This is a genomic window from Duganella guangzhouensis (assembly GCF_009674535.1).
Taxonomy (GTDB): domain Bacteria; phylum Pseudomonadota; class Gammaproteobacteria; order Burkholderiales; family Burkholderiaceae_D; genus Rugamonas; species Rugamonas guangzhouensis.
On sequence record NZ_WKJK01000015.1, the window covers coordinates 1 to 20,862 of the forward strand.

The following is a 20,862-nucleotide window of genomic DNA, read 5'->3' on the forward strand; positions in this document are numbered from 1 at the left end:
GCTGCCCAGCGTCGCGCCGCGCGCGGCGGGTGACGGGACGGCCAGCCGCTCGGCGTCCGCTGCGGGGCGCGCTGGCGCCAGTGCCGGCGTCGGCGGAACCGTATTTGGCCTGCTGCTGCGCGAATCGGGTGAAACGCTGATCGACCAGATCGTGCGCTCGGTGGCGGCGCGCATCGACGACCGCCTTTTGCGTGGCGGCGCCCGCATGCCGTCGATCCGCGCCTTTGCCGGCACCCACGGCGTATCGGCCTTCACCGTGGTGGCGGCTTACGACAAGCTGGTGGCCACCGGCTACCTCGAATCCCGGCGTGGCGCCGGCTTCTTCGTGCGCGAGCGGCCGGCGATGGCGCTGAACGCGGCCGATGCCGGTGCGAGCGGCGGCTCCGGCGCCACTGCCGCCGCCACCGCCGCCGCATTGAAGGCCGCGCAATCCGGCTTTGACAGCAAACCGATCGACGTGGTCTGGCTGGTGCGGAATATGTTCCGCCAGATGCCGCACCAGCAGATGCCCGGCTCCGGCGTGCTGCCGCCCGAATGGCTGGACGGTCCGGCGGTCGCCAACGCGCTGCGCGCCGTCAGCCGCCAGAATCCGAATCTGTTATTGGGTTATGGCCTGCCGCAGGGCTTCCTGCCGCTGCGCCAACAATTGCAGCACAAACTGGCCGAACTTGAAATCGCCGCCGCGCCCGAACAAATCGTCACCAGCACCGGCGTCACCCAGGCGCTGGACCTGGTGGCGCGTGAATTCACCCGGCCCGGCGACACCATCTTCGTCGACGATCCGGCCTGGTTCCTGATGTTCGGTTCCTTTGCCGCGCTGGGCGCCAAAGTGATCGGCATCCCGCGTCTGGCCGATGGCCCGGACGTGGCGCGGCTGGCCGAACTGGCCGCGCTGCACAAGCCCAAGCTGTACATCATCAATTCGGTGCTGCACAACCCCAGTTCCACCTCGCTGTCGGCGGCCAAGGCATTCCAGGTGCTGCGGCTGTCGGAGGAGCACGACTTCATCATCGTCGAAGACGATATCTATTGCGACCTCCATCCCGGCAGCGCGGTGCAGCCGGCCACCCGGCTGGCGGCGCTGGACCAGCTGCAGCGGGTGATCTATCTGAGCGGCTTTTCCAAGACCATGTCGGCCAATCTGCGGGTCGGCTTCATCGCCACCTCGCCGGAACGCGCCGAACGGCTGGCAGACCGCAAGATGCTGTCGACGCTGACCTGCAGCGAAATCGGCGAACGCGTGGTGTATAAAGTGCTGTCCGAAGGCTCCTACCGCAAGCACGCCGACCGCATGCGCGGGCGGCTGGACGGCATCCGCGCCAAAACGCTGCGCCAGATGGAGCGCGTCGGCCTGAAAGTGGACGGCTCGCCGCCGGCCGGCATGTTCGTCTGGGCCGATGCCGGCTGCGACACCAATCTGCTGACCGAAAAAGCCATGGCCCACAATCTGCTGCTGGCGCCGGGCAGCCTGTTCTCGCCCAAACAGCTGCCGTCGACCCGCATGCGGCTCAACGTGGCGGCGATGCAGGACCCGGCCGTGTGGCGCTTCCTTGAGCGAGAACTTGGTAAATAAGCGGCCGGACTTGAAAAGCCTCTTATAATCCCCACTTTCCTGAAATCTTAACCAAAAGACTATTCAAAAATGGCTGATACTGAAAAACAAACCCTTGGATTCCAGGCCGAAGTGAAACAGCTGCTGCAGCTGATGATTCACTCCCTGTACTCGAACAAAGAGATCTTCCTGCGCGAGCTGATCTCCAACGCCTCCGACGCCTCGGACAAGCTGCGTTTTGAAGCGATCAACAACGACGCCCTGTACGGCAACGACCATGAACTGAAGATCAAGGTATCGTTCGACAAGGCCGCGCGCACCATCACCATCTCCGACAACGGCATCGGCATGAGCCGTGACGAAGCCATCTCGCACCTGGGCACCATCGCCAAGTCGGGCACCAAGGAATTCTTCGGCAAACTGTCCGGCGACCAGCAGCAGGACGCGGCGCTGATCGGCCAGTTCGGCGTGGGCTTCTACTCCGGCTTCATCGTTGCCGACAAAATCACCGTGGAATCGCGCCGTGCTGGCGCCGCCGCCTCGGAAGGCGTGCGCTGGGAATCGGCCGGCGAGGGCGATTACTCGGTCGAACAGATCGAGAAAACCGGCCGCGGCACCGACATCATCCTGCACCTGCGCGAAGGCGAGGACGAGCTGCTGTCGTCGTGGAAGATCAAATCCATCATCCGCAAATACTCCGACCACATCTCGCTGCCGATCGTGATGCAGAAAGAAGAGTGGGACGAAGAGAAGAGCGAGACTGTCCTCAAGGACGAACTGGAAACCGTCAACCAGGCCAGCGCGCTGTGGGCCCGCAGCAAATCCGACATCACGCCAGAGCAGTACGACGAATTCTACAAACACGTGTCGCACGACTTCGCGGCGCCGCTGACCCAAACCCACAACCGGGTTGAAGGCCGCAGCGAATACACTCAACTGCTGTACATCCCGGCCAAGGCACCGTTCGACCTGTGGGATCGCAACAAGCGTGGCGGCATCAAGCTGTACGTCAAGCGCGTGTTCATCATGGACGATGCCGAGCAGTTGATGCCGACTTACCTGCGCTTCGTCAAAGGCGTGATCGACTCGGCCGACCTGCCGCTGAACGTCTCGCGCGAGATTCTGCAGGAGTCGCGCGACGTCAAAGTGATTCGCGACGGCTCGACCAAGCGCGTGATCGGCATGCTGGAAGAACTGGCCAACGCCGACGAGCAGGAAAAGAAAGACAAGTACACCACCTTCTGGGGTGAATTCGGTCAGGTGCTGAAAGAGGGCATCGGCGAAGACGCCACCAACAAGGACCGTCTGGCCAAGCTGCTGCGCTTCGCCTCGACCGCCAACGACAGCGACCAGCAAATCACCTCGCTGGAGCAGTATCTGGCGCGTGCCAAGGAAGGCCAGGACAAGATCTACTACGTCACCGCCGATAACTACATCGCCGCCAAAAACAGCCCGCACCTGGAAATCTTCCGCAAAAAAGGTGTCGAAGTGCTGCTGCTGACCGACCGCGTCGACGAATGGATGCTGTCCTTCCTGACCGAATTCGAAGGCAAGGAACTGGTATCGGTGGCCAAGGGCGGCCTGGATCTGGGCAAGCTGGAAGACGAAGCCGAGAAGAAAGAGCACGAAGAAACCGAAAGCTCGTACCAGGATCTGGTTGGCAAGATGAAGGAAGTACTGGCCGACAAAGCCAAAGACGTGCGCGTCACCTTCCGTCTGACCGACTCGCCGGCCTGCCTGGTGGCGGACGAGCACGAGCTGTCGGGCAACCTGCTGCGCATGCTGAAAGCCGCCGGCCAGGCCGCTCCGGAATCCAAGCCCATCCTGGAAATCAATCCGGACCACCCGCTGGTACAGCGTCTGAAAAACGAAGACGTGGCCAGCTCGTTCAGCGATTGGTCCAACCTGCTGTTCGATCAAGCCCTGCTGGCCGAAGGCGGCGCCCTGAGCGACCCCGCCACCTTCGTCAAGCGCCTGAACGAACTGCTGCTGGCGAAATAATTTTTTTTCACCCCACTCCGGGGTCAGGTCCATCATTTCTACACGAGCTCTGCACTATGACAAATGAGTGCTGAGGCCGTGTAGAATTGATGGACCTGACCCCGGAGTTCACATGAAGAAAACCGCTTTGACGCTGGCGTTGATCGCCGGCGTTTTTGTATCTGTTCACGCGCAGACCTCGCTGCCCAGCGAAACGCCGGATGAATTCAAGGCGCCGGTCGATAGTTTTGATTACGTTAAACGCACGGTGATGATTCCGATGCGCGATGGCGTCAAGCTCAATACGGTGATTGTCATCCCGCGCAAGGCGCGCAATGCGCCGATGCTCCTGACCCGCACTCCCTATAACGCCGTTGATATGACCGCGCACGCGGAAAGCTCGCAGATGGAGTCCATCCTGCAGGGCTATGACAATCAGCCGGACGTGATCGCGCAGGGTGGCTATATCCGTGTGGTGCAGGATGTGCGCGGCAAGTATGGCTCCGAGGGCGATTATGTGATGAACCGGCCGATGGCCGGCACTGCGCTTAATCCAACAGCGGTCGATCATTCCACCGATGCCTGGGATACCATCGAGTGGCTGAGCAAGAATGTGCCGGAGTCGAATGGCAAGGTGGGCATTATCGGCGGTTCGTATGACGGCTTCCTGCCGCTGATCGCGCTGGTTAATCCGCATCCGGCGCTGAAGGTGGCGGTGCCGATGAATCCCATGGTCGATGGCTGGCGCGGCGATGACTGGTTCCACCACGGCGCTTTCCGCCAGGTGAATCTGTCCTATATTCTGGAACAGGTGGTCACGCGCCGCAACGAGGCGCGCTGGTTCACTAGTCATTACGACGATTACGATACCTTTATGCGTGCCGGTTCGGCTGGCGAGCTGGCGCGTCAGCGCGGCGTCGACCAGGCCGGCTTCTGGCGCAAGGTGGTGGCGCATCCTGCCTATGATGAGTTCTGGCAGCCGCAGGCTGTCGACAAGATCCTGGCCAAGCAGCCGGTCACGGTGCCGACGCTGCTGGTGCACAGTCTGTGGGACGCCGAGGATATCTATGGCGCCATCGCGGTCTACAAGGCGATCAAGCCTAATGACAAGGACAACAAGGTGTTCCTGGTGATGGGGCCATGGAATCACGGCGGCCAGGACGGCGATGGCAGCAAGCTCGGGCCGATCAAATTCGGCAGCGATACCGGCCTGTATTTCCGCGAGCAGATCCTGCTGCCTTTCCTCGATCGTTATCTGAAGGATGAGCCGTCGCCAGAAACGCTGGCGGCGAAGATCGCGCCGGTGACGGCGTTCGAGACCGGCACCAATAAATGGCGCGCGCTGGATGTATGGCCGAGCGGCTGCGTCAGCGGCTGCATCACTGCGCCGGCCACGCTGAAGCTGGCGCCGAACGCCAAGCTTAGCCTGAGCAATGCCGCCCCCGTCGCGCTGGCGAAGCCGGCGCAGAAGGAGGGCTATGATGAATACGTGTCCGATCCGACCCGGCCGGTGCCATACCGCCAGCGTCCGATTTCACCGGTGGGCTACGATGAGGCCAAGGGCCAGACCTGGCCGCGCTGGCTGGTCGACGATCAGCGCGAAGCCTCCGGCCGTACTGACGTGCTGACCTACACCACTGGTGTGCTGACCGCGCCGGTAAAAATCAGCGGCGAGCCGGTCGCGCATCTGCTGGCATCCACCAGCGGTACCGATTCCGACTGGGTGGTCAAGCTGATCGATGTCTACCCGGACCAGGTGGGCGCGCAGCCGGAACTGGGCGGCTACCAGCTGATGGTGTCGGCCGATATCTTCCGTGGCCGCTACCGCGAAGGCCCCGACAAAGCCAAGGCCATCGCCGCCAACACGGCGCTGCCTTACCGCTTTGCGCTGCCGACCGCTAACCACGTGTTCCTGCCGGGGCACCGCATCATGGTGCAGATTCAGTCCAGCTGGTTCCCGCTGTACGATCGCAACCCGCAGACCTTCGTGCCGAACATCTTTTACGCTCAGCCTGCGGATTACAAGAAGGCGACCCAGCGCATCTACCACGACAGCTATATCGAGCTGCCGCTGGTGGGCGCCAGCGTCAGGTAGCGCCAGTCTTGCCGCGACGGCGCAGTGCCAGTCCCACCAGCGGCAGGCCGAGCGCCAGCATGGCCAGCGTACCTGGTTCTGGCACCGCTGTGGCCAGCTTGAGGAAGCCGCGGATTTCTCCGCCCGGATAGGCGCTGCTATGGATGTTGAGGTAGGCGCTGCCGGCGTTCAGGCCAGCGAGCAGGGCGGCTTCGGCGCCGGCGGTGGTGCCACCGTTCGCGCTGAGAAAATCTGCGCTCCAGCTGGAGGAAAGCGAGGTATTGAAACTCTGGTTGTAGGCGCCGGTCTTCACGCCAAGCGGGAAACCGCTGAACGAGGGTGTTTGCGTGGCCACACCCGCCGTGCCGTCGCCGGCCAGCGTGGTGCAGCAGTGGATGTGGGCGGCCGTGCTGTCACCCACCAGCGCGCTGAAGGCGGTGCTGACGTTGAGCGCGTGGCTGCCGAGATCGAAGGTGACGACGGCCGCGCCGATTGCGGGTGAGCTGTTGGCCGGCGCTTCGGCCGGCCCGGTGAGGATGGTGGCGTAACTGGCGGTGCTGGCAGTTGCCGAGGCGGCGCACAGCAGCAGAGCTGCTGCTGCCGATGTGAAGATGTGTCGTTTCATGGTGTCCCTCCCTTGTTGTGTATAACTTAGAGAGGGGCACCATGCACAAGTTCCTTACAACTCAGTGCGTAAAGCAAATAGTTCGGGGAACAGCACCACGTCCAGCATCTTGCGCAGATAGCTGACGCCGGCGGTGCCGCCGGTGCCGGTCTTGAAGCCGATGATGCGCTCGACCGTGGTGACGTGGCGGAAGCGCCAGAAGCGGAACGCGGTCTCCAGGTCGACCAGCTTTTCGGCCAGCTCATACAGCGCCCAGTAACGTTCGGTATCGCCGTAGACCTGCAGCCAGGCTTGCTGCACCGAGTCGTCCGCCGTGGTCGGCTGGGTCGGATCGGCGTTCAGGCGCGCTGCCGAAATCGGCAGGCCGTTGCGCGCCAGCAGCTGGATGGCCTCGTCGTACAGCGATGGCGTGCGCAGCGATTCCTGCAGCAGCACGTGTTCCGGCGTGGTGGCGTGCACGTTCAGCAGCGCCGCGTTCTTGTTACCGAGGATGAATTCAATTTCGCGGTACTGGTGGGACTGGAAGCCGGACGAGGCGCCCAGATACGGCCGGATGGCGGTGTACTCGGGCGGCGTCATGGTGGCCAGCACGTCCCAGGCGTGTACCAGCTGATCCATGATGCGCGCCACCCGCGCCAGCATCTTGAACGCCGGCGGCAGGTCGTCGGCCCGCAGGTGGACGCGCACCGCGCGCATTTCATGCAGCATCAGCTTCATCCACAGTTCGCTGGTCTGGTGCTGGATGATGAACAGCATCTCGTTATGGTTGGGCGACAGCGGGTGCTGGGCGTGCAGGATCTGGTTCAGGCCCAGATAGTCGCCGTAGCTCATGTCCTTGCTGAAGTCCATTTGCGCGCCGTGCCATTGGGCGTCGCCATGCATCGGGCACTTGTTTTGATCGCTCATATATATTATTTAGTTCGTTTTAAGTGACGGCGTCACGTTTGGCGTCGACGTTGTAGTCTTGGCGGTCGAGGATATCGCGCAGGATTTCCACCGCATCCCATACATCAGCATAGCTGGTGTACAGCGGGGTGAAGCCGAAACGCATGATGGCCGGCTCGCGGTAGTCGCCAATCACGCCGCGCGCGATCAGCGCCTGCATCACCGCGTAGCCGTGCGGATGGGTGAAGCTGACGTGGCTGCCGCGCCGCGCATGTTCGCGTGGGGTCACCAGTCCCAGCGGATGGCTGGCGCAGCGTTCCTCCACTAGCGCGATGAACAGATCGGTCAGCGCCAGCGACTTGGCGCGGATCGTCGCCATGCTGGTCTGGCCGAACACCTCCAGCCCGCACTCGACCATCGCCAGCGAGACGATGGGCTGGGTGCCGCACAGCGCGCGGCCGATGCCATCGGTCGGCTGGAAGTCGGGCGTCATCGCAAACGGCGTGGCGTGACCCCACCAGCCGGACAGCGGCTGCTGGAAGCGCGGCTGGTGTTTTTTCGGCACCCAGATGAAGGCTGGCGCGCCGGGACCGCCGTTCAGGTATTTATAGGTGCAGCCCACCGCCAGGTCGGCGCCGTCGGCGTTCAGGTCGACCGGCACTGCGCCGGCCGAGTGTGCCAAGTCCCAGATCGCCAGCGCGCCGGACGCGTGGGCGAGGGCGCTGCTGGCGCGCATGTCGTATTGATAACCGGTGCGGTAGTTGACGTGGGTGAGCATGACCACCGCGACATCGGCGTCGACCGCCTCGGTCAGTTGCTCCGGGCTGTCGATCAGGCGCAGCGTGTAGCCGCGGTCCAGCCACGAGGTCAGTCCCTGTGCCATATAGATATCGGTCGGGAAGTTGGCGCGCTCGGTGACGATGACGCGGCGGCCGGCCCGCACCGGGTCGTGCGCCTGCATCAGCAGCGCGGCGGCCAGCGCCTTGAACAGGTTGACCGAGGTGGTGTCGGTGACGACCACTTCACCGGCTTCGGCGCCGATCAGCGGCGCCAGCTGGTCACCCAGGCGCTTCGGCAGGTCGAACCAACCGGCGCTATTCCAGCTACGAATCAGATCGTTGCCCCATTCCTGGGCAATGACCTGCTGGGCGCGGGGCAGAGCGGCTTTCGGACGGGCGCCTAAAGAGTTGCCATCCAGATAAATAACGCCGGCAGGCAGGTCGAACTGGTCGCGTAGCGGGGCCAGAGTATCCTGCGCATCGCGCTCCAGGCAGTGGTTGCGAGTTGTCATTTGGGTCAGTGATTGAGATCTAAAGCAGTGAGTGTAACCGGAGTCCAGCCATTTTATCGACGGCAGTTTAGGTTAATCCTTCGAATGAATGACGGACTTGCGCTTATTTTTAAAAATTTTACTGGTTTGAGCAAAAAGTCCCTAAAGTTCCCTCAAGCGCCGCCGTTACCGTTCTTAGATGCGCGGGAAACCGTGCACCGAACGGCCTCGAAAAATATTTAAAAATTTTTTCGAAAAACCCTAAAGTTCTCCGCAGGGCTGCCGTTACCGAGTTAGATGTCGCAAAAAAGAGTCGCTTTACCACTTTATTTTTCGATTTAAAACGGGAGTTTTTTGAAGCTTCTGGACCCCATCAAAGCTGCGCCGCAAGGGCGTAGATAGCCGATCTGCGAGTGTTTGTAAGACAAACACCGACAGGTCGCGTCCGCTATTCCCCGACTGAAAATACGGAGTGTCACCTCTTCTGTTGCATTTGTTGCTCAAGCAGAATGTATCTCAACGGAAACGCACATGTGTTCCGACAGAGAGAAAACCGCAAGGAGAGGGAAATGACCGCTAACGATATGATGGCTGAGATCCGTGATGCCAACCTGAGCTACCTGATGCTGGCTCAGCAAATGATTCGTGCCGACAAAGTCACCGCGATTTTCCGTCTCGGCATCTCGGCCGAAATCGCTGACCTGATTGAAGGCATGAGCAACGCCCAAATCCTGAAACTGGCAGGCGGCAACATGATGCTGGCGCGCTTCCGCTTTGACGACAGCGCCATCCTGGCCATGCTGACCAACTACAACAAGGACCGCGTGCTGGCGCAATCGCATGCCGCCATCCTGATGGCCGGTCAGCCGGTTGAAGAGATCGTTTAAGTCGGGAGCACAGATCATGGCCGCCAAGAAAAGTGTCGTATCGGAAGCCCAGGAGATCCAGCTGGCGATCGAACTGATCCAGTTGGGCGCCCGCCTGCAGCTGCTGGAGTCGGAAGTGTCGCTGTCGCGCGAACGCCTGCTCAAGCTGTACAAGGAGTTGAAGGGCGTGTCGCCGCCGAAAGGCATGCTGCCGTTCTCGACCGACTGGTTCCTGACCTGGCAGCCGAATATCCATTCCTCGCTGTTCATCAACATCCATGCCTTCCTGGTGACGCATGCCGGCGCCACCGGCGTCGAAGCGGTGATGAAGGCGTACAAGCTGTACCTCGAACAAATGCCGCCGGAACCGGGCGAAGAGCCGCTGCTGTCGCTGACCCGGGCCTGGACCCTGGTGCGCTTCTTCAGCAGCAAAATGCTGGAATTGGCGCCATGCACCAAATGCCAGGGCAAATACGTGGTCAACGCCATGGACCTGCACGGCAGCTATGTCTGCGGCCTGTGCCACATGCCTTCGCGCGCCGGCAAGACCAAGAAAACTCGCGAACTGGAAGCATTGGCGGCATAATGCCGGCGTGACCTTACCTTATCTACAACGTCTTGCCCGCGCGCCCGCCGTGCGGGCCATGCTGATACAGTGCGGCGCCTTGCCGCTGACCCTGGCCATCCTCTACGTGATGGCCAGTTTCCGTTTACCGGTCGATTATGTGCGGCTGGCCCTGGTGCAGGGGCTGGTCGCGGCCGGCCTGGCCTGGAAGTTCGGGCTGGCGGCCTGGTGGCGCGCGATCCAACTATTGTTCCCGCTGGCGCTGTTGACCGCTCTGGCGCTGCAGCTGCCGTCCTGGCTGTTCGGCGCCGGCTTTGTGCTGCTGCTGGGTTGGTACTGGTCGACTTTCCGCACTCAGGTGCCGTATTACCCGTCCGGCCCGGTGGTGTGGGATGCGGTGCGCCAGCTGCTGCCACGCGACAGGGCGCCACGGGTGATCGACATCGGCAGCGGCCTCGGCGGCCTGACGCTGTACCTGGCGCGGGTGCGGCCGGACGCCGACGCCGTCGGCATCGAGCTGGCGCCGCTGCCATGGCTGGTCAGCTGGCTGCGCGCCAAACTGGCCCGCAGCCGTGCCCGTTTCCTGCTGGGCGACTATGAAAAACTCGATTTCAGCCAGTTCGATCTGGTGTTTGCCTACCTGTCGCCGGCCGCCATGTCCGGATTGTGGCGCAAGGCGGCGGCCGAAATGCGTCCTGGTTCGATGCTCTGTAGCTATGAATTTATCATTACGGAAAGAACATCAGATAGCATCATTCGTGCCACACCGACCGAGATTCCCCTCTACATATGGTACTTTTAAGCATCATTTGACGTTATTCGCTTGCCCGCCTCTGCCTACTCGGCTAGAGTAGTTCTATATGTAAATTATTGAAAAGCCGGTCGACATGGCGTAACAATTCGACCGGTTTTCGCTCTGGGGAGTCAGGACACTTGTTAGTCATCATCGGATATGTAGTGGTCTGCGTCGGCGTGTTCGGCGGCTTTGCCATGAACGGCGGGCATTTGGCCGCCCTGATGCAGCCGTTGGAAGTGGTGATGATCGGCGGCGGCGCGCTGGGTGCATTCTTTGTCGGCAATAACGGCAAGACCATCAAGGCCACGCTGGGCTCGATTCCCACCCTGTTCAAGGGCTCGCGCTACACCAAGGACTTGTACATGGAAATGATGTCCTTGCTGTTCGACGTGCTGTCCAAAGTGCGCAAAGAGGGCTTGATGTCGATCGAAGGCGACATCGACAGCCCGGAGCAAAGCCCGCTGTTCAGCAAGTACCCGAGCGTGCTGGAAGATCACCATATCGTCGAATTCATGACCGATTACCTGCGGCTGATGGTGTCCGGCAACATGGACGCGTTCCAGATCGAGAATCTGATGGACATCGAGATTGAAACCCACCACCACGAGGGCGCCGCGCCGGCCCACGCCATCGCCAAGCTGGGCGACGGCCTGCCGGCGTTCGGTATCGTGGCGGCGGTGATGGGGGTGGTGCACACCATGGAATCGGTGGGCCTGCCGCCGGCCGAGCTGGGGATTCTGATCGCGCACGCGCTGGTCGGTACCTTCCTCGGTATTTTGCTGGCCTATGGTTTCGTCGGTCCGCTGTCCAGCCTGCTGGAGCAAAAGCTGGAAGAGTCGACCAAGATGTATCAATGCGTGAAAGTCACGCTGCTGGCCAGCCTGAACGGCTATGCGCCGGCGCTGGCGGTGGAATTCGGCCGCAAAGTGCTGTACTCGACCGAGCGTCCGACCTTCAACGAGCTGGAAGACCACATCAAGAAATCGAAGTCGAAGTAAGCCATGCCGGCAACAGTTATTAGCTTAAGGAAGAATCATGGCTGAAGAGGGCTTGCGGCCTATTATCGTCAAGCGCATCAAGAAGGGCGGCGGTGGTCACCACGGCGGCGCCTGGAAGATCGCGTACGCCGACTTCGTGACGGCGATGATGGCCTTCTTCCTGCTGATGTGGCTGCTCGGCTCGACCACCAAGGGCGACCTCAACGGCATTTCCGAATACTTCAAGACGCCGCTGAAGGTGGCGATGGAAGGCGGCTCGGGCAGCGGCGACAGCTCGTCCATCATCAAGGGCGGCGGCAAGGATCTGACCCGCACCGACGGCCAGGTCAAGGCCAGCGACGATCCGGCCACCAAGAAAACCTTCAACCTGACCGCCGCCAAGCAAGCCATGGAAGCGGAAGAAAACCAGCGCCTGAAGGCGCTGAAGGAACGCATCGAAGCCAAGATTGAAGCCAATCCGCTGCTGAAGAAATACAAGGACCAGCTGCTGCTGGACATCACCAGCGAAGGCTTGCGGATTCAGATCGTCGACGAGCAGAACCGTCCGATGTTCGCGCTGGCCAAGGCCGAGCTGCAGCCCTACACCAAGGAAATCCTGCACGAGATCGGCTTTGTGCTGAACGATGTGCCGAACCGCGTCAGCCTGTCCGGCCACACCGATTCGACCCCGTATATGAGTGAAACCGGCTACAGCAACTGGGAATTGTCGGCCGACCGCGCCAACGCCTCGCGCCGCGAGCTGATCGTCGGCGGCATGAACGACGCCAAGGTGATGCGGGTGGTGGGGCTGGCCTCGGCCATCAACCTGGACCGCGCCGATCCGTTCAATCCGATCAACCGCCGCATCAGCATCGTGGTGATGAACAAGCGCGCCGAGGAAAACGTGCTGCGCGACGGCCGCAAGATCGAGGTGGGCGACACCGAGGACGCGGCGGCGATTCCGGCCGCCGCGCCAACGCCGCCCGCCGGCCCACCGGTACGCAAATAAGAGTAGTAAAGACCGAGACTGTTATGACAAGAAAAAAGATTCTGGGTTCCCATGTCAAACGCCTGCTGTCCGGCGTGTCTGACCACGGTCGCCGGCACCTGACCGAAGTCGAGACCGACCTGATCCAGACCGGCCTGTTGCTGGAGGAAGCGATTGAAAAGCTGTCCTACAACTTCATGGCCATCCATAAAACGGTGGAGGCCGAACAAGCCACCATCCAGTTGCTGCTGGATGGCGGCACCGCCACCCCCGAGCAGCGCACCCAGCTGGAAGCGCTGCAGGGCCAGGTGGGCGGCTATGTGAATGCCGCCATCACCAGCCTGCAATTCCAGGACATGACCAGCCAGTTGCTGGACCGCACGCTGAAACGCGTGACCGGCTTGCGCGAGTTCCTCGGCACGCTGGGCGCCCACGGCGACGAGCTGCTGCCCGACAGCGACAACGAGCAAATCGTCGACCTGCTGGGCAAGGTCAGCATGGCGCTGGCGATACAGAGTTTGGAGTTGCGCAGTGTGTTGCGCAAAGCAGTCAGTCAGCAACACCTGGAGAGCGGCGACATCGAGCTGTTCTAATAACTAAACAACGATTTACTGAGTGAGATAAGAAGATGGCCAAGACTATACTTGCGGTTGATGATTCCAGTTCCCTGCGCCAGATGGTGGCCTTCAGCCTGAAAGCCGCCGGCTACCAAGTGGTGGAAGCGGTGGACGGCCAGGATGGCCTGGAAAAAGCCAAGCTGCAGAACGTCGACCTGGTCCTCACCGACCAGAACATGCCGCGCATGGACGGACTGGAACTGATCAAGCTGCTGCGCGAACTGCCCAGCTACGCCAAGACCCCTATCCTGATGCTGACCACCGAATCGTCCGACGAGATGAAAGCCAAGGGCCGCGCCGCCGGCGCCAATGGCTGGCTGGTCAAGCCTTTCGATCCCCAGCGGCTGATCGAGGTGGTCAAGAAGGTCATCGGCTGATACGACGGGGACAATGATGCTGAGTGCACGTTACGGAGTATCACCATGACCATCGATATAAGCCAGTTTTATCAGGTCTTTTTCGATGAGGCCGAGGAACTGCTGGCTGAAATGGAGCGGCTGCTGCTGGCCGTCGATGTCGACTCGCCCGACGCCGAGGATCTGAACGCGATCTTCCGCACCGCCCATTCGGTCAAGGGCGGCGCGTCGACCTTTGGCGTGACCGACATGAGCGAGATCACCCACGTTCTGGAAACCTTGCTGGACCGCATCCGCAAGGGCGAGATGGCGCTGACCGGCGAGCACGTGGACGCCTTCCTGGCCGCCAAGGACACCCTCAAAATGCAGCTGGACGGCCACCGTCTGGGCAGCGAGGTCGACCAGGACGCGGTGGGCGACGTGCGCATGATGCTGCAATCGCTGGCGCAGGATGTGCCGGTGGTGGCGCTGGCGCCGGTGGCGCCGGCCTACAACGCGGCCGACGCCAAGGTGGTCGATCACAGCGGCGGCCGCCGCTACCGGCTGGAACTGCCGGCCATGGCGCACCGCGAAGTGACCGCGCTGGGCGAGGAACTGGGCCTGATGGGCCACGTCTCGATCACGCCGCTGGACAAGGACCGCAACGCGATGGTGGTCACCACCCATGAGAGTCTGGACGATATCATCGCGATCTGCTCGTTCGTGCTGAATCCGGACGAGATGAAAGTCACCGAGCTGCCGGCGCTGGATGAGGCGCAGGCGCAAAAAGAAAAGACCGCGCGCGACCAGGTCGAGAACGACCTCGGCTATGGCTTCTTCGACAGCGCCGAGCTGAAACCAGCCGGTGCCACCGGCCAGGGCTACGGCTTCTTCCAGCCGCTGGACGAAATCCGCGCCAACGCCAGCGCCGCCTCGGAAGACGCGCAGGGCTATGGCTTCTTCCAGCCGGTGGAGCAGATCCGCGCCGCCGCCGGCATCGTCATCGAGACCCCGCCGGAAGAAGAGAAGAAGGTGGTGGTCAAGAAGGAAGAGAAGGAAAAAGCGCCGGCCCAGGGCGCCGAATCGTCATCGATCCGGGTCTCGATCGAAAAGGTCGATCAGTTGATCAACCTGGTCGGCGAGCTGGTGATCACGCAAGCGATGATCGAGCAGCGCGTCGACACGCTGGACCCGATGGTGCACCAGCGCCTGCTCAGCAGCGTCAGCCAGCTGACCCGCAACACCCGCGACTTGCAGGAAGCGGTGATGTCGATCCGCATGATGCCGATGGACTTCGTGTTTTCGCGCTTCCCACGCATGGTGCGCGACCTGGCGCACAAGCTGGGCAAGAAAGTCGATTTCATCACCAACGGCGCCGCCACCGAGTTGGACAAGGGCCTGATCGAACGCATCGTCGATCCGCTGACCCACCTGGTGCGCAATTCGATCGACCACGGGATTGAAATGCCGGAGGTGCGGCGCGCCGGCGGCAAGAGCGATGCCGGCCGCTTGTTCCTGTCGGCTTCGCATCAGGGCGGCAACATCATCATCGAGGTATCGGACGACGGCGGCGGCCTGAATCGTGAGAAGATCCTGGCCAAGGCGCAGCAGAACGGGCTGGCGGTCAGCGACACCATGAGCGACGCCGAAGTCTGGCAACTGATCTTCGCGCCTGGCTTCTCCACCGCCGAGACCGTGACCGACGTGTCCGGCCGTGGCGTCGGCATGGACGTGGTCAAACGTAACATCACCGCCATGGGCGGCGTGGTCGATATCCGCTCGGCCAAGGGCTTCGGCACCACCATCTCGATTTCGCTGCCGCTGACGCTGGCGATTTTGGATGGCATGTCGATCCGGGTCGGCGAGGAAATTTATATCCTGCCGCTGGGCTTTGTCATCGAGTCGATGCAGCCGGTGCCGGAGGACGTCAAGGAAATCAGCGGCAAGGGCCGGGTCATCAAGGTGCGCGGCGAGTATCTGCCGCTGGTGCCGTTGTACCAGATGTTCGACATCGCGCCGCGCTTCGACGACCCCTGCCAGGGCATCGTCATCATCGTCGAGACCGACGGCCGCAAGGCCGGTCTGTTCGTCGACGAACTGGTCGGCCAGCAGCAGGTGGTGGTCAAGAATTTGGAATCGAATTACCGCAAGGTGGCCGGGATTTCCGGTGCCACCATCCTTGGCGACGGTGGCGTGTCGCTGATTCTGGACGTCGCCGCACTGATACGCTCGTCGCGCCAGCTTGCCGACGAATCGATTTTTTCTTCATAGGGGGCCAACATGGCAGAGGTACAAACCACGGCGACGGCAGCCAATGAAATCGCCGGTCACGAATACCTGGCCTTCAAGCTGGGCACGGAAGAGTATGGCATCGACATCCTGAAAGTGCAGGAAATCCGCGGCTACGAGGCGGTGACCCGCATCGCCAACGCGCCGGATTTCATCAAGGGTGTGATCAACCTGCGCGGCATCATCATTCCGGTGGTGGACATGCGCATCAAGTTCAACCTGGGCGAGCCGGTGTACGACCAGTTCACCGTGGTCATCATCCTCAACATCAACGGCCGCATTGTTGGTATGGTGGTGGATTCGGTGTCGGACGTGACCACGCTGACGCCGGAACAAGTCAAGCCGGCGCCGGAAATGGGCACCGCCTTCAGCACCGATTACATGATTGGCCTGGGCACCATTGATGAGCGTATGCTGATCCTGGTGAACATCGACAAGCTGATGTCCAGCCCTGAAATGGGCCTGATCGATCAACTGGCGGCCTGATCCGCCGCCCCGCTGGCGCCACAACGTCGCGCCAGCGCATCCAAGGACGCGTCCCAAAAAGAAGGCCGCGCCGCCACACGATAGAGCAAAGACAAGAGGGGAGCAGCACATGAATTTACGCGATTTCAAAATCGGCGCGCGCTTGCGCATCGGGTTCGGCATTATCCTGCTGATCCTGGTGGGCATCGTGCTGATGACCAATTACCTTAACTACAGCAACAAGAACAAGCTGACCAAGGGATTGGAAAACGCTACCGCCAAGAATCTGCAAGCCAGCATCATGAAAAGCGCGATGCTGGAAACCGGCATCGCCATGCGTAACATCGGCCTGCAGTCGGACGTCAGCCTGATGCAGAAGGAAGAGCAAAAGGTCAAGGATCAGCGTGCCCGCTATGAAAAGGCGGTCGGCGATCTGAAGGCGCTGGGCTTGAACGACGCGGAACAGAAAGTCTTGTCCGAGCTGGCGGCGCTGGATGCCGACACCTCGGCGGCGTTCAAGGAAGCGATCGGCCAGATCCTGGCGTTTAACAGCGAGGGCGGCATCAAGGTGATTTCCGGCCGCATCGACCCGCTGAATACCCAGACGCTGGCGCTGATCAACAAGATGGTCGAGATGCAGCAGGCCAATGCCAAGGATGTGATGGATGGCTCGGTGTCGTCCGATCGCAGCCTGATGGTGGTGCTGTTCGTGCTGGGCGGCGTGGCGGTGGTGCTGGGCGTGGTGTGCGCCACCATCATCACCCGTTCGATCACGCTGCCGCTGTCGGGCGCGGTCGGCGTGGCGCAAAAGGTGGCATCCGGCGAGCTGACCTCGAATGTGCAGGTCGAAGGCCAGGATGAAACCAGCGAACTGCTGCAGGCGCTGAAGGACATGAACGACAGCCTGGCCAAGACCGTGGGCGATGTGCGCGCCGGTACCGTGATGATTTCGACCGCGTCGCAGGAAATCGCGTCCGGCAATGCCGATCTGTCGGCCCGCACCGAGTCGCAAGCCAGCTCGCTGGAGGAAACCGCGTCGTCGATGGAAGAACTGACCTCGACCGTCAAGCAGAATGCCGACAACGCGCGCCAGGCCAATCAACTGGCCGTGACGGCGTCGTCGGTGGCGGAGAAGGGCGGCAACGTGGTGTCGCAGGTGGTGCAGACCATGGGCTCGATCACCGAATCGTCGCGCAAGATCGCCGACATTATTTCGGTCATTGACGGCATCGCCTTCCAGACCAATATTCTGGCGCTGAACGCGGCGGTTGAGGCGGCGCGCGCCGGTGAGCAAGGCCGCGGTTTCGCGGTGGTGGCGTCCGAGGTGCGCAATCTGGCGCAGCGTTCGGCCGGCGCGGCCAAGGAAATCAAGGAACTGATCACCGACTCGGTGGACAAGGTCGATGCCGGCAGCAAGCTGGTGGATGAAGCCGGCCAGACCATGGACCTGGTCGTGACCTCGATCCGCCAGGTGGCCGACATCATGGGCGAAATCACCGCCGCCACCCAGGAACAGAGCAATGGCATCGAGGAAGTCAACCAGGCGATCTCGCAGATGGATGAAATGACGCAGCAGAACGCGGCGCTGGTGGAAGAAGCGGCCGCTGCGGCGGAAAGCATGCAGGAGCAGGCCGAGCTGCTGTCGCAGGCGGTCAGCATCTTCAAGCTGTCGCATGAGGAAGGGCTGCGCCGTCCGGCGCCGGTGGCCAAGGCCGCAGCGGCACCGGCGAAGGCGACGAGGGCGGTGATTGCCGCCGCGCCACGTCCGAAACCGGCGCCCGCGCCGGCAGCCGCACCGCGTCCGGCCTCCGCCAAAAAGGCCGCAGCGGCGTCTTCGGGCGCCGACGAGTGGGAAGAGTTTTAAAGCTGTACGTGGTCCCACCGCACCCGCTGCGGCGGGATCACGGTTGGCATAGTGTAGTCACATAAAGGTTCAACATATGCCGCAATCAAAAGACACCGTCAAGGAATTTGACTTCAACGCCCGCGACTTCGAGCGCGTGCGCGGCTTGATCTACAAGCGCGCGGGCATCTCTCTGGCCGACAGCAAACAGGAAATGGTCTACAGCCGGCTGGCGCGGCGCTTGCGGGCCACCGGCATCGACTCGTTTGCCAAGTACTTGGACCAGCTGGAGGCCGGTCACCTGGGCGAGGAGTGGGAATCCTTCACCAACGCCCTGACCACCAACCTGACCTCGTTCTTCCGCGAGGCGCACCACTTCCCGCTGCTGGCCGACCACATCAAGGGCAAGCGCGAGCCGCTGACCATCTGGTGTTCGGCCAGCTCCACCGGCGAGGAACCGTATTCGATCGCGATGACCGTGTGCGAGACCTTCAACACGCTGACGCCGAATTGTCAGATCATCGCCACCGACATCGACACCAATGTGCTGGCGACCGCCGAGAACGGCGTCTACACCATGGACCGGCTGGACAAGATGCTGCCCGAGCGCCAGCGCCGCTTCTTCTTGAAGGGCAAGGGCGACCGCGAGGGGATGGCGCGCATCCGTCCCGAGTTGCGTAATATGATAACGTTCAAGCAGTTGAACTTGCTGGCCGACAGCTGGCCGATCAGCGGCCAGTTCGACGCCATCTTTTGCCGCAACGTGATGATTTACTTCGACAAGGCGACCCAGCGCAAGATCCTGGCGCGCTTTGTGCCGCTGATGAAACCGGATGCGCTGCTGTTTGCCGGGCATTCGGAGAACTTCCTGTATGTCTCGGAGTCGTTGAAACTGCGCGGCAAGACCGTCTACGAACTGGACGATACCGCTGCGGCCCGCAAAGCACCGCAACGCACATGAGAATAGAACATGGACCTCGAACAATTTGCCACGAACGTTTATTACGATAGGACGTTCGACTGCCAGGCCGCCAAAATCCTGCCGGGAGAGTATTACCACACCAACAAGGACATGTTGATCGTGACCGTGCTGGGTTCCTGCGTGTCGGCCTGCATCCGCGACCGCACCACCGGCCTGGGCGGCATGAACCACTTCATGCTGCCGGACGGTGGCGGCGATGCCGGCAGCCCGGTGTCGGCCTCGGCGCGCTATGGCACCTATGCGATGGAGATCCTGATCAACGATTTGCTCAAGGCCGGCGCCAAGCGCGAGAATCTGGAAGCCAAGGTGTTTGGCGGCGGCGCCGTGCTGAAGGGCTTCACCGCCATCAACGTCGGCGAACGCAATGCCGCGTTTGTGCTGAATTTCCTCAAGGTGGAGCGCATCCGGGTGGTGGCGGAAGACTTGAACGACATCTATCCGCGCAAGGTGTACTTTTTCCCGCGCACCGGCAAGGTGCTGGTCAAGAAGCTGATGCAAAGCCATAACGACACCCTGGTCAAACGCGAAATTGAATACGCCAGCCGGCTCAAGGTGGCGCCGGTGGGTGGCGAGATCGATTTGTTTTAAATAACAGCAAGAAGGTAGTGTATGAAGATCAAAGTCCTGGTGTGCGACGACTCCGCACTGATCCGCAGCGTGATGAGCGAGATCATCAACTCGCAGCCTGATATGGAAGTGGTGGGCGTGGCGCCCGATCCACTGGTCGCGCGCGAGCTGATCAAACAGACCAATCCCGACGTGCTGACGCTGGACGTCGAGATGCCGAAAATGGACGGCCTCGATTTCCTGGAAAAACTGATGCGGCTGCGACCGATGCCGGTGCTGATGGTGTCCTCGCTGACCGAGCGCGGCTCCGAAATCACCATGCGCGCGCTGGAGCTGGGCGCGGTCGACTTCGTCACCAAGCCGAAGATCTCGATCCAGGCCGGCATGCGCGAATACACCGAGCTGATCACCGACAAGATCCGTGCCGCCTCCAAGGCGCGGGTGCAGGCGCGCCGCCTGCCGCAGCCGGGTGCCGAAGGGCACGCGCCGCTGTCGGCGTTGCGCAATCCGCTGCTGTCGTCGGAAAAACTGATCATCATCGGCGCCTCCACCGGCGGCACCGAGGCGATCCGCGAATTCCTGATGCAGATGCCGTCCGACTGTCCCGGCATCCTGATCGCGCAGCACATGCCGGAAGGCTTTACCCGCTCGTTCGCCAAGCGCCTCGATTCGCTGTGCAAGATCTCGGTGCAGGAAGCCCAGGGCAACGAACGGGTGCTGCCGGGCCACGCCTACATCGCGCCCGGCCATTCGCACCTGTATCTGACCCGTAGCGGCGCCAACTACATGACCCGCATCGACCAGGCCGACCCGGTCAACCGCCACCGGCCGTCGGTGGACGTGCTGTTCCGTTCAGCCGCGCAGTGCGCGGGTAAAAACGCGGTTGGGGTTATCCTGACCGGCATGGGCAAGGATGGCGCGGCCGGCATGCTGGAGATGAAAAACGCCGGGGCGTATAATTTCGCTCAGGACGAAGCCAGTTGCGTGGTGTTTGGCATGCCGCGCGAGGCGATTGCGATGGGCGGCGCGCACGAAGTCGGTGCATTGCAGGCATTGCCGGGCATGGTACTGGGTTATCTGGCCCAGCACGGGATGCGCGCCTTGCGTGTTTAAATGTACAACTGTGACGTTTTACTGCTACTTTGTTCGCCTTCAAGCAACGAAAATGCTATCCTACAACTTGTTG

Annotated in this window: 19 protein-coding genes; 16 read left to right on the plus strand and 3 right to left on the minus strand. The window is 61.7% G+C overall.

Annotated elements, in window-relative coordinates; all coding sequences use genetic code 11:
* Positions 1-109 precede the first annotated feature (109 nt).
* The 3 genes from GJ699_RS24285 to GJ699_RS24295 all read left to right on the plus strand — a co-directional run bounded on the left by GJ699_RS24285 (position 110) and on the right by GJ699_RS24295 (position 5,627).
* The gene (locus GJ699_RS24285) at positions 110-1,573 is read left to right on the plus strand and encodes an aminotransferase-like domain-containing protein (RefSeq protein ID WP_229262289.1); all 1,464 of its coding nucleotides are present in this window, start codon (positions 110-112) and stop codon (positions 1,571-1,573) included.
* Positions 1,574-1,642: 69 nt separating this feature from the next.
* Positions 1,643-3,553, plus strand: coding sequence for a molecular chaperone HtpG (gene htpG, locus GJ699_RS24290; protein ID WP_154381225.1), 1,911 nt, complete (start codon positions 1,643-1,645; stop codon positions 3,551-3,553).
* Positions 3,554-3,665: 112 nt separating this feature from the next.
* Positions 3,666-5,627, plus strand: a complete 1,962-nt coding sequence (locus tag GJ699_RS24295) for a CocE/NonD family hydrolase (RefSeq protein WP_154381226.1) — start codon at positions 3,666-3,668, stop codon at positions 5,625-5,627.
* On the opposite strand, the gene GJ699_RS24300 is transcribed toward GJ699_RS24295, so the two are convergent.
* Genes GJ699_RS24300 through kynU form a run of 3 tightly spaced genes read right to left on the minus strand, consistent with a single transcriptional unit; the run spans position 5,620 to position 8,407 of the window.
* Entirely contained in the window at positions 5,620-6,231 is a 612-nt protein-coding gene (locus GJ699_RS24300; RefSeq protein WP_154381228.1) for a CHRD domain-containing protein, read from the minus strand. The genes GJ699_RS24295 and GJ699_RS24300 overlap by 8 nt on opposite strands.
* 54 nt (positions 6,232-6,285) lie before the next feature.
* A complete protein-coding gene (kynA, locus tag GJ699_RS24305; protein ID WP_154381230.1) occupies positions 6,286-7,137 on the minus strand; it encodes a tryptophan 2,3-dioxygenase in 852 nt (283 codons plus the stop codon).
* Between the two features lie 19 nt (positions 7,138-7,156).
* Positions 7,157-8,407: a kynureninase gene (kynU, locus tag GJ699_RS24310; RefSeq protein ID WP_154381232.1), complete on the minus strand. Its 1,251-nt coding sequence runs from the start codon at positions 8,405-8,407 to the stop codon at positions 7,157-7,159.
* Between the two features lie 548 nt (positions 8,408-8,955).
* Here kynU and flhD point away from each other — a divergent pair.
* The 13 genes from flhD to GJ699_RS24375 all read left to right on the plus strand — a co-directional run bounded on the left by flhD (position 8,956) and on the right by GJ699_RS24375 (position 20,789).
* Positions 8,956-9,273, plus strand: coding sequence for a flagellar transcriptional regulator FlhD (gene flhD / locus GJ699_RS24315; RefSeq protein WP_154381234.1), 318 nt, complete (start codon positions 8,956-8,958; stop codon positions 9,271-9,273).
* A 16-nt stretch (positions 9,274-9,289) separates the two neighbouring features.
* Positions 9,290-9,838 carry a flagellar transcriptional regulator FlhC gene (flhC, locus tag GJ699_RS24320; protein ID WP_154381236.1) on the plus strand — a complete coding sequence of 183 codons (549 nt, stop codon included), beginning with the start codon at positions 9,290-9,292 and terminating at the stop codon, positions 9,836-9,838.
* 58 nt (positions 9,839-9,896) lie between these two features.
* Positions 9,897-10,619, plus strand: coding sequence for a class I SAM-dependent methyltransferase (locus GJ699_RS24325; protein WP_154381521.1), 723 nt, complete (start codon positions 9,897-9,899; stop codon positions 10,617-10,619).
* A 131-nt stretch (positions 10,620-10,750) separates the two neighbouring features.
* The gene (gene motA / locus GJ699_RS24330) at positions 10,751-11,611 is read left to right on the plus strand and encodes a flagellar motor stator protein MotA (protein ID WP_154381238.1); all 861 of its coding nucleotides are present in this window, start codon (positions 10,751-10,753) and stop codon (positions 11,609-11,611) included.
* Between the two features lie 37 nt (positions 11,612-11,648).
* Positions 11,649-12,599 (plus strand): flagellar motor protein MotB, encoded by a 951-nt coding sequence (motB, locus tag GJ699_RS24335; RefSeq protein WP_154381240.1) that lies wholly within the window; start codon positions 11,649-11,651, stop codon positions 12,597-12,599.
* Between the two features lie 23 nt (positions 12,600-12,622).
* Positions 12,623-13,171, plus strand: coding sequence for a chemotaxis protein (locus GJ699_RS24340; RefSeq protein ID WP_154381242.1), 549 nt, complete (start codon positions 12,623-12,625; stop codon positions 13,169-13,171).
* Positions 13,172-13,206: 35 nt separating this feature from the next.
* Positions 13,207-13,572, plus strand: coding sequence for a response regulator (locus GJ699_RS24345; protein ID WP_154381244.1), 366 nt, complete (start codon positions 13,207-13,209; stop codon positions 13,570-13,572).
* A gap of 45 nt (positions 13,573-13,617) precedes the next feature.
* Positions 13,618-15,801 carry a chemotaxis protein CheA gene (gene cheA, locus GJ699_RS24350; protein WP_154381246.1) on the plus strand — a complete coding sequence of 728 codons (2,184 nt, stop codon included), beginning with the start codon at positions 13,618-13,620 and terminating at the stop codon, positions 15,799-15,801.
* A 9-nt stretch (positions 15,802-15,810) separates the two neighbouring features.
* Positions 15,811-16,305: a chemotaxis protein CheW gene (locus GJ699_RS24355; protein ID WP_154381248.1), complete on the plus strand. Its 495-nt coding sequence runs from the start codon at positions 15,811-15,813 to the stop codon at positions 16,303-16,305.
* Between the two features lie 109 nt (positions 16,306-16,414).
* Positions 16,415-18,148: a methyl-accepting chemotaxis protein gene (locus GJ699_RS24360; protein ID WP_154381250.1), complete on the plus strand. Its 1,734-nt coding sequence runs from the start codon at positions 16,415-16,417 to the stop codon at positions 18,146-18,148.
* 76 nt (positions 18,149-18,224) lie between these two features.
* Complete coding sequence (locus GJ699_RS24365; RefSeq protein WP_154381252.1) at positions 18,225-19,088, plus strand: CheR family methyltransferase; 864 nt, start codon at positions 18,225-18,227, stop codon at positions 19,086-19,088.
* Positions 19,089-19,097: 9 nt separating this feature from the next.
* On the plus strand, positions 19,098-19,697 hold the full coding sequence (cheD, locus tag GJ699_RS24370) for a chemoreceptor glutamine deamidase CheD (protein WP_154381254.1): 600 nt from the start codon (positions 19,098-19,100) through the stop codon (positions 19,695-19,697).
* A 21-nt stretch (positions 19,698-19,718) separates the two neighbouring features.
* Complete coding sequence (locus tag GJ699_RS24375) at positions 19,719-20,789, plus strand: protein-glutamate methylesterase/protein-glutamine glutaminase (RefSeq protein ID WP_154381256.1); 1,071 nt, start codon at positions 19,719-19,721, stop codon at positions 20,787-20,789.
* Positions 20,790-20,862 lie beyond the last annotated feature (73 nt).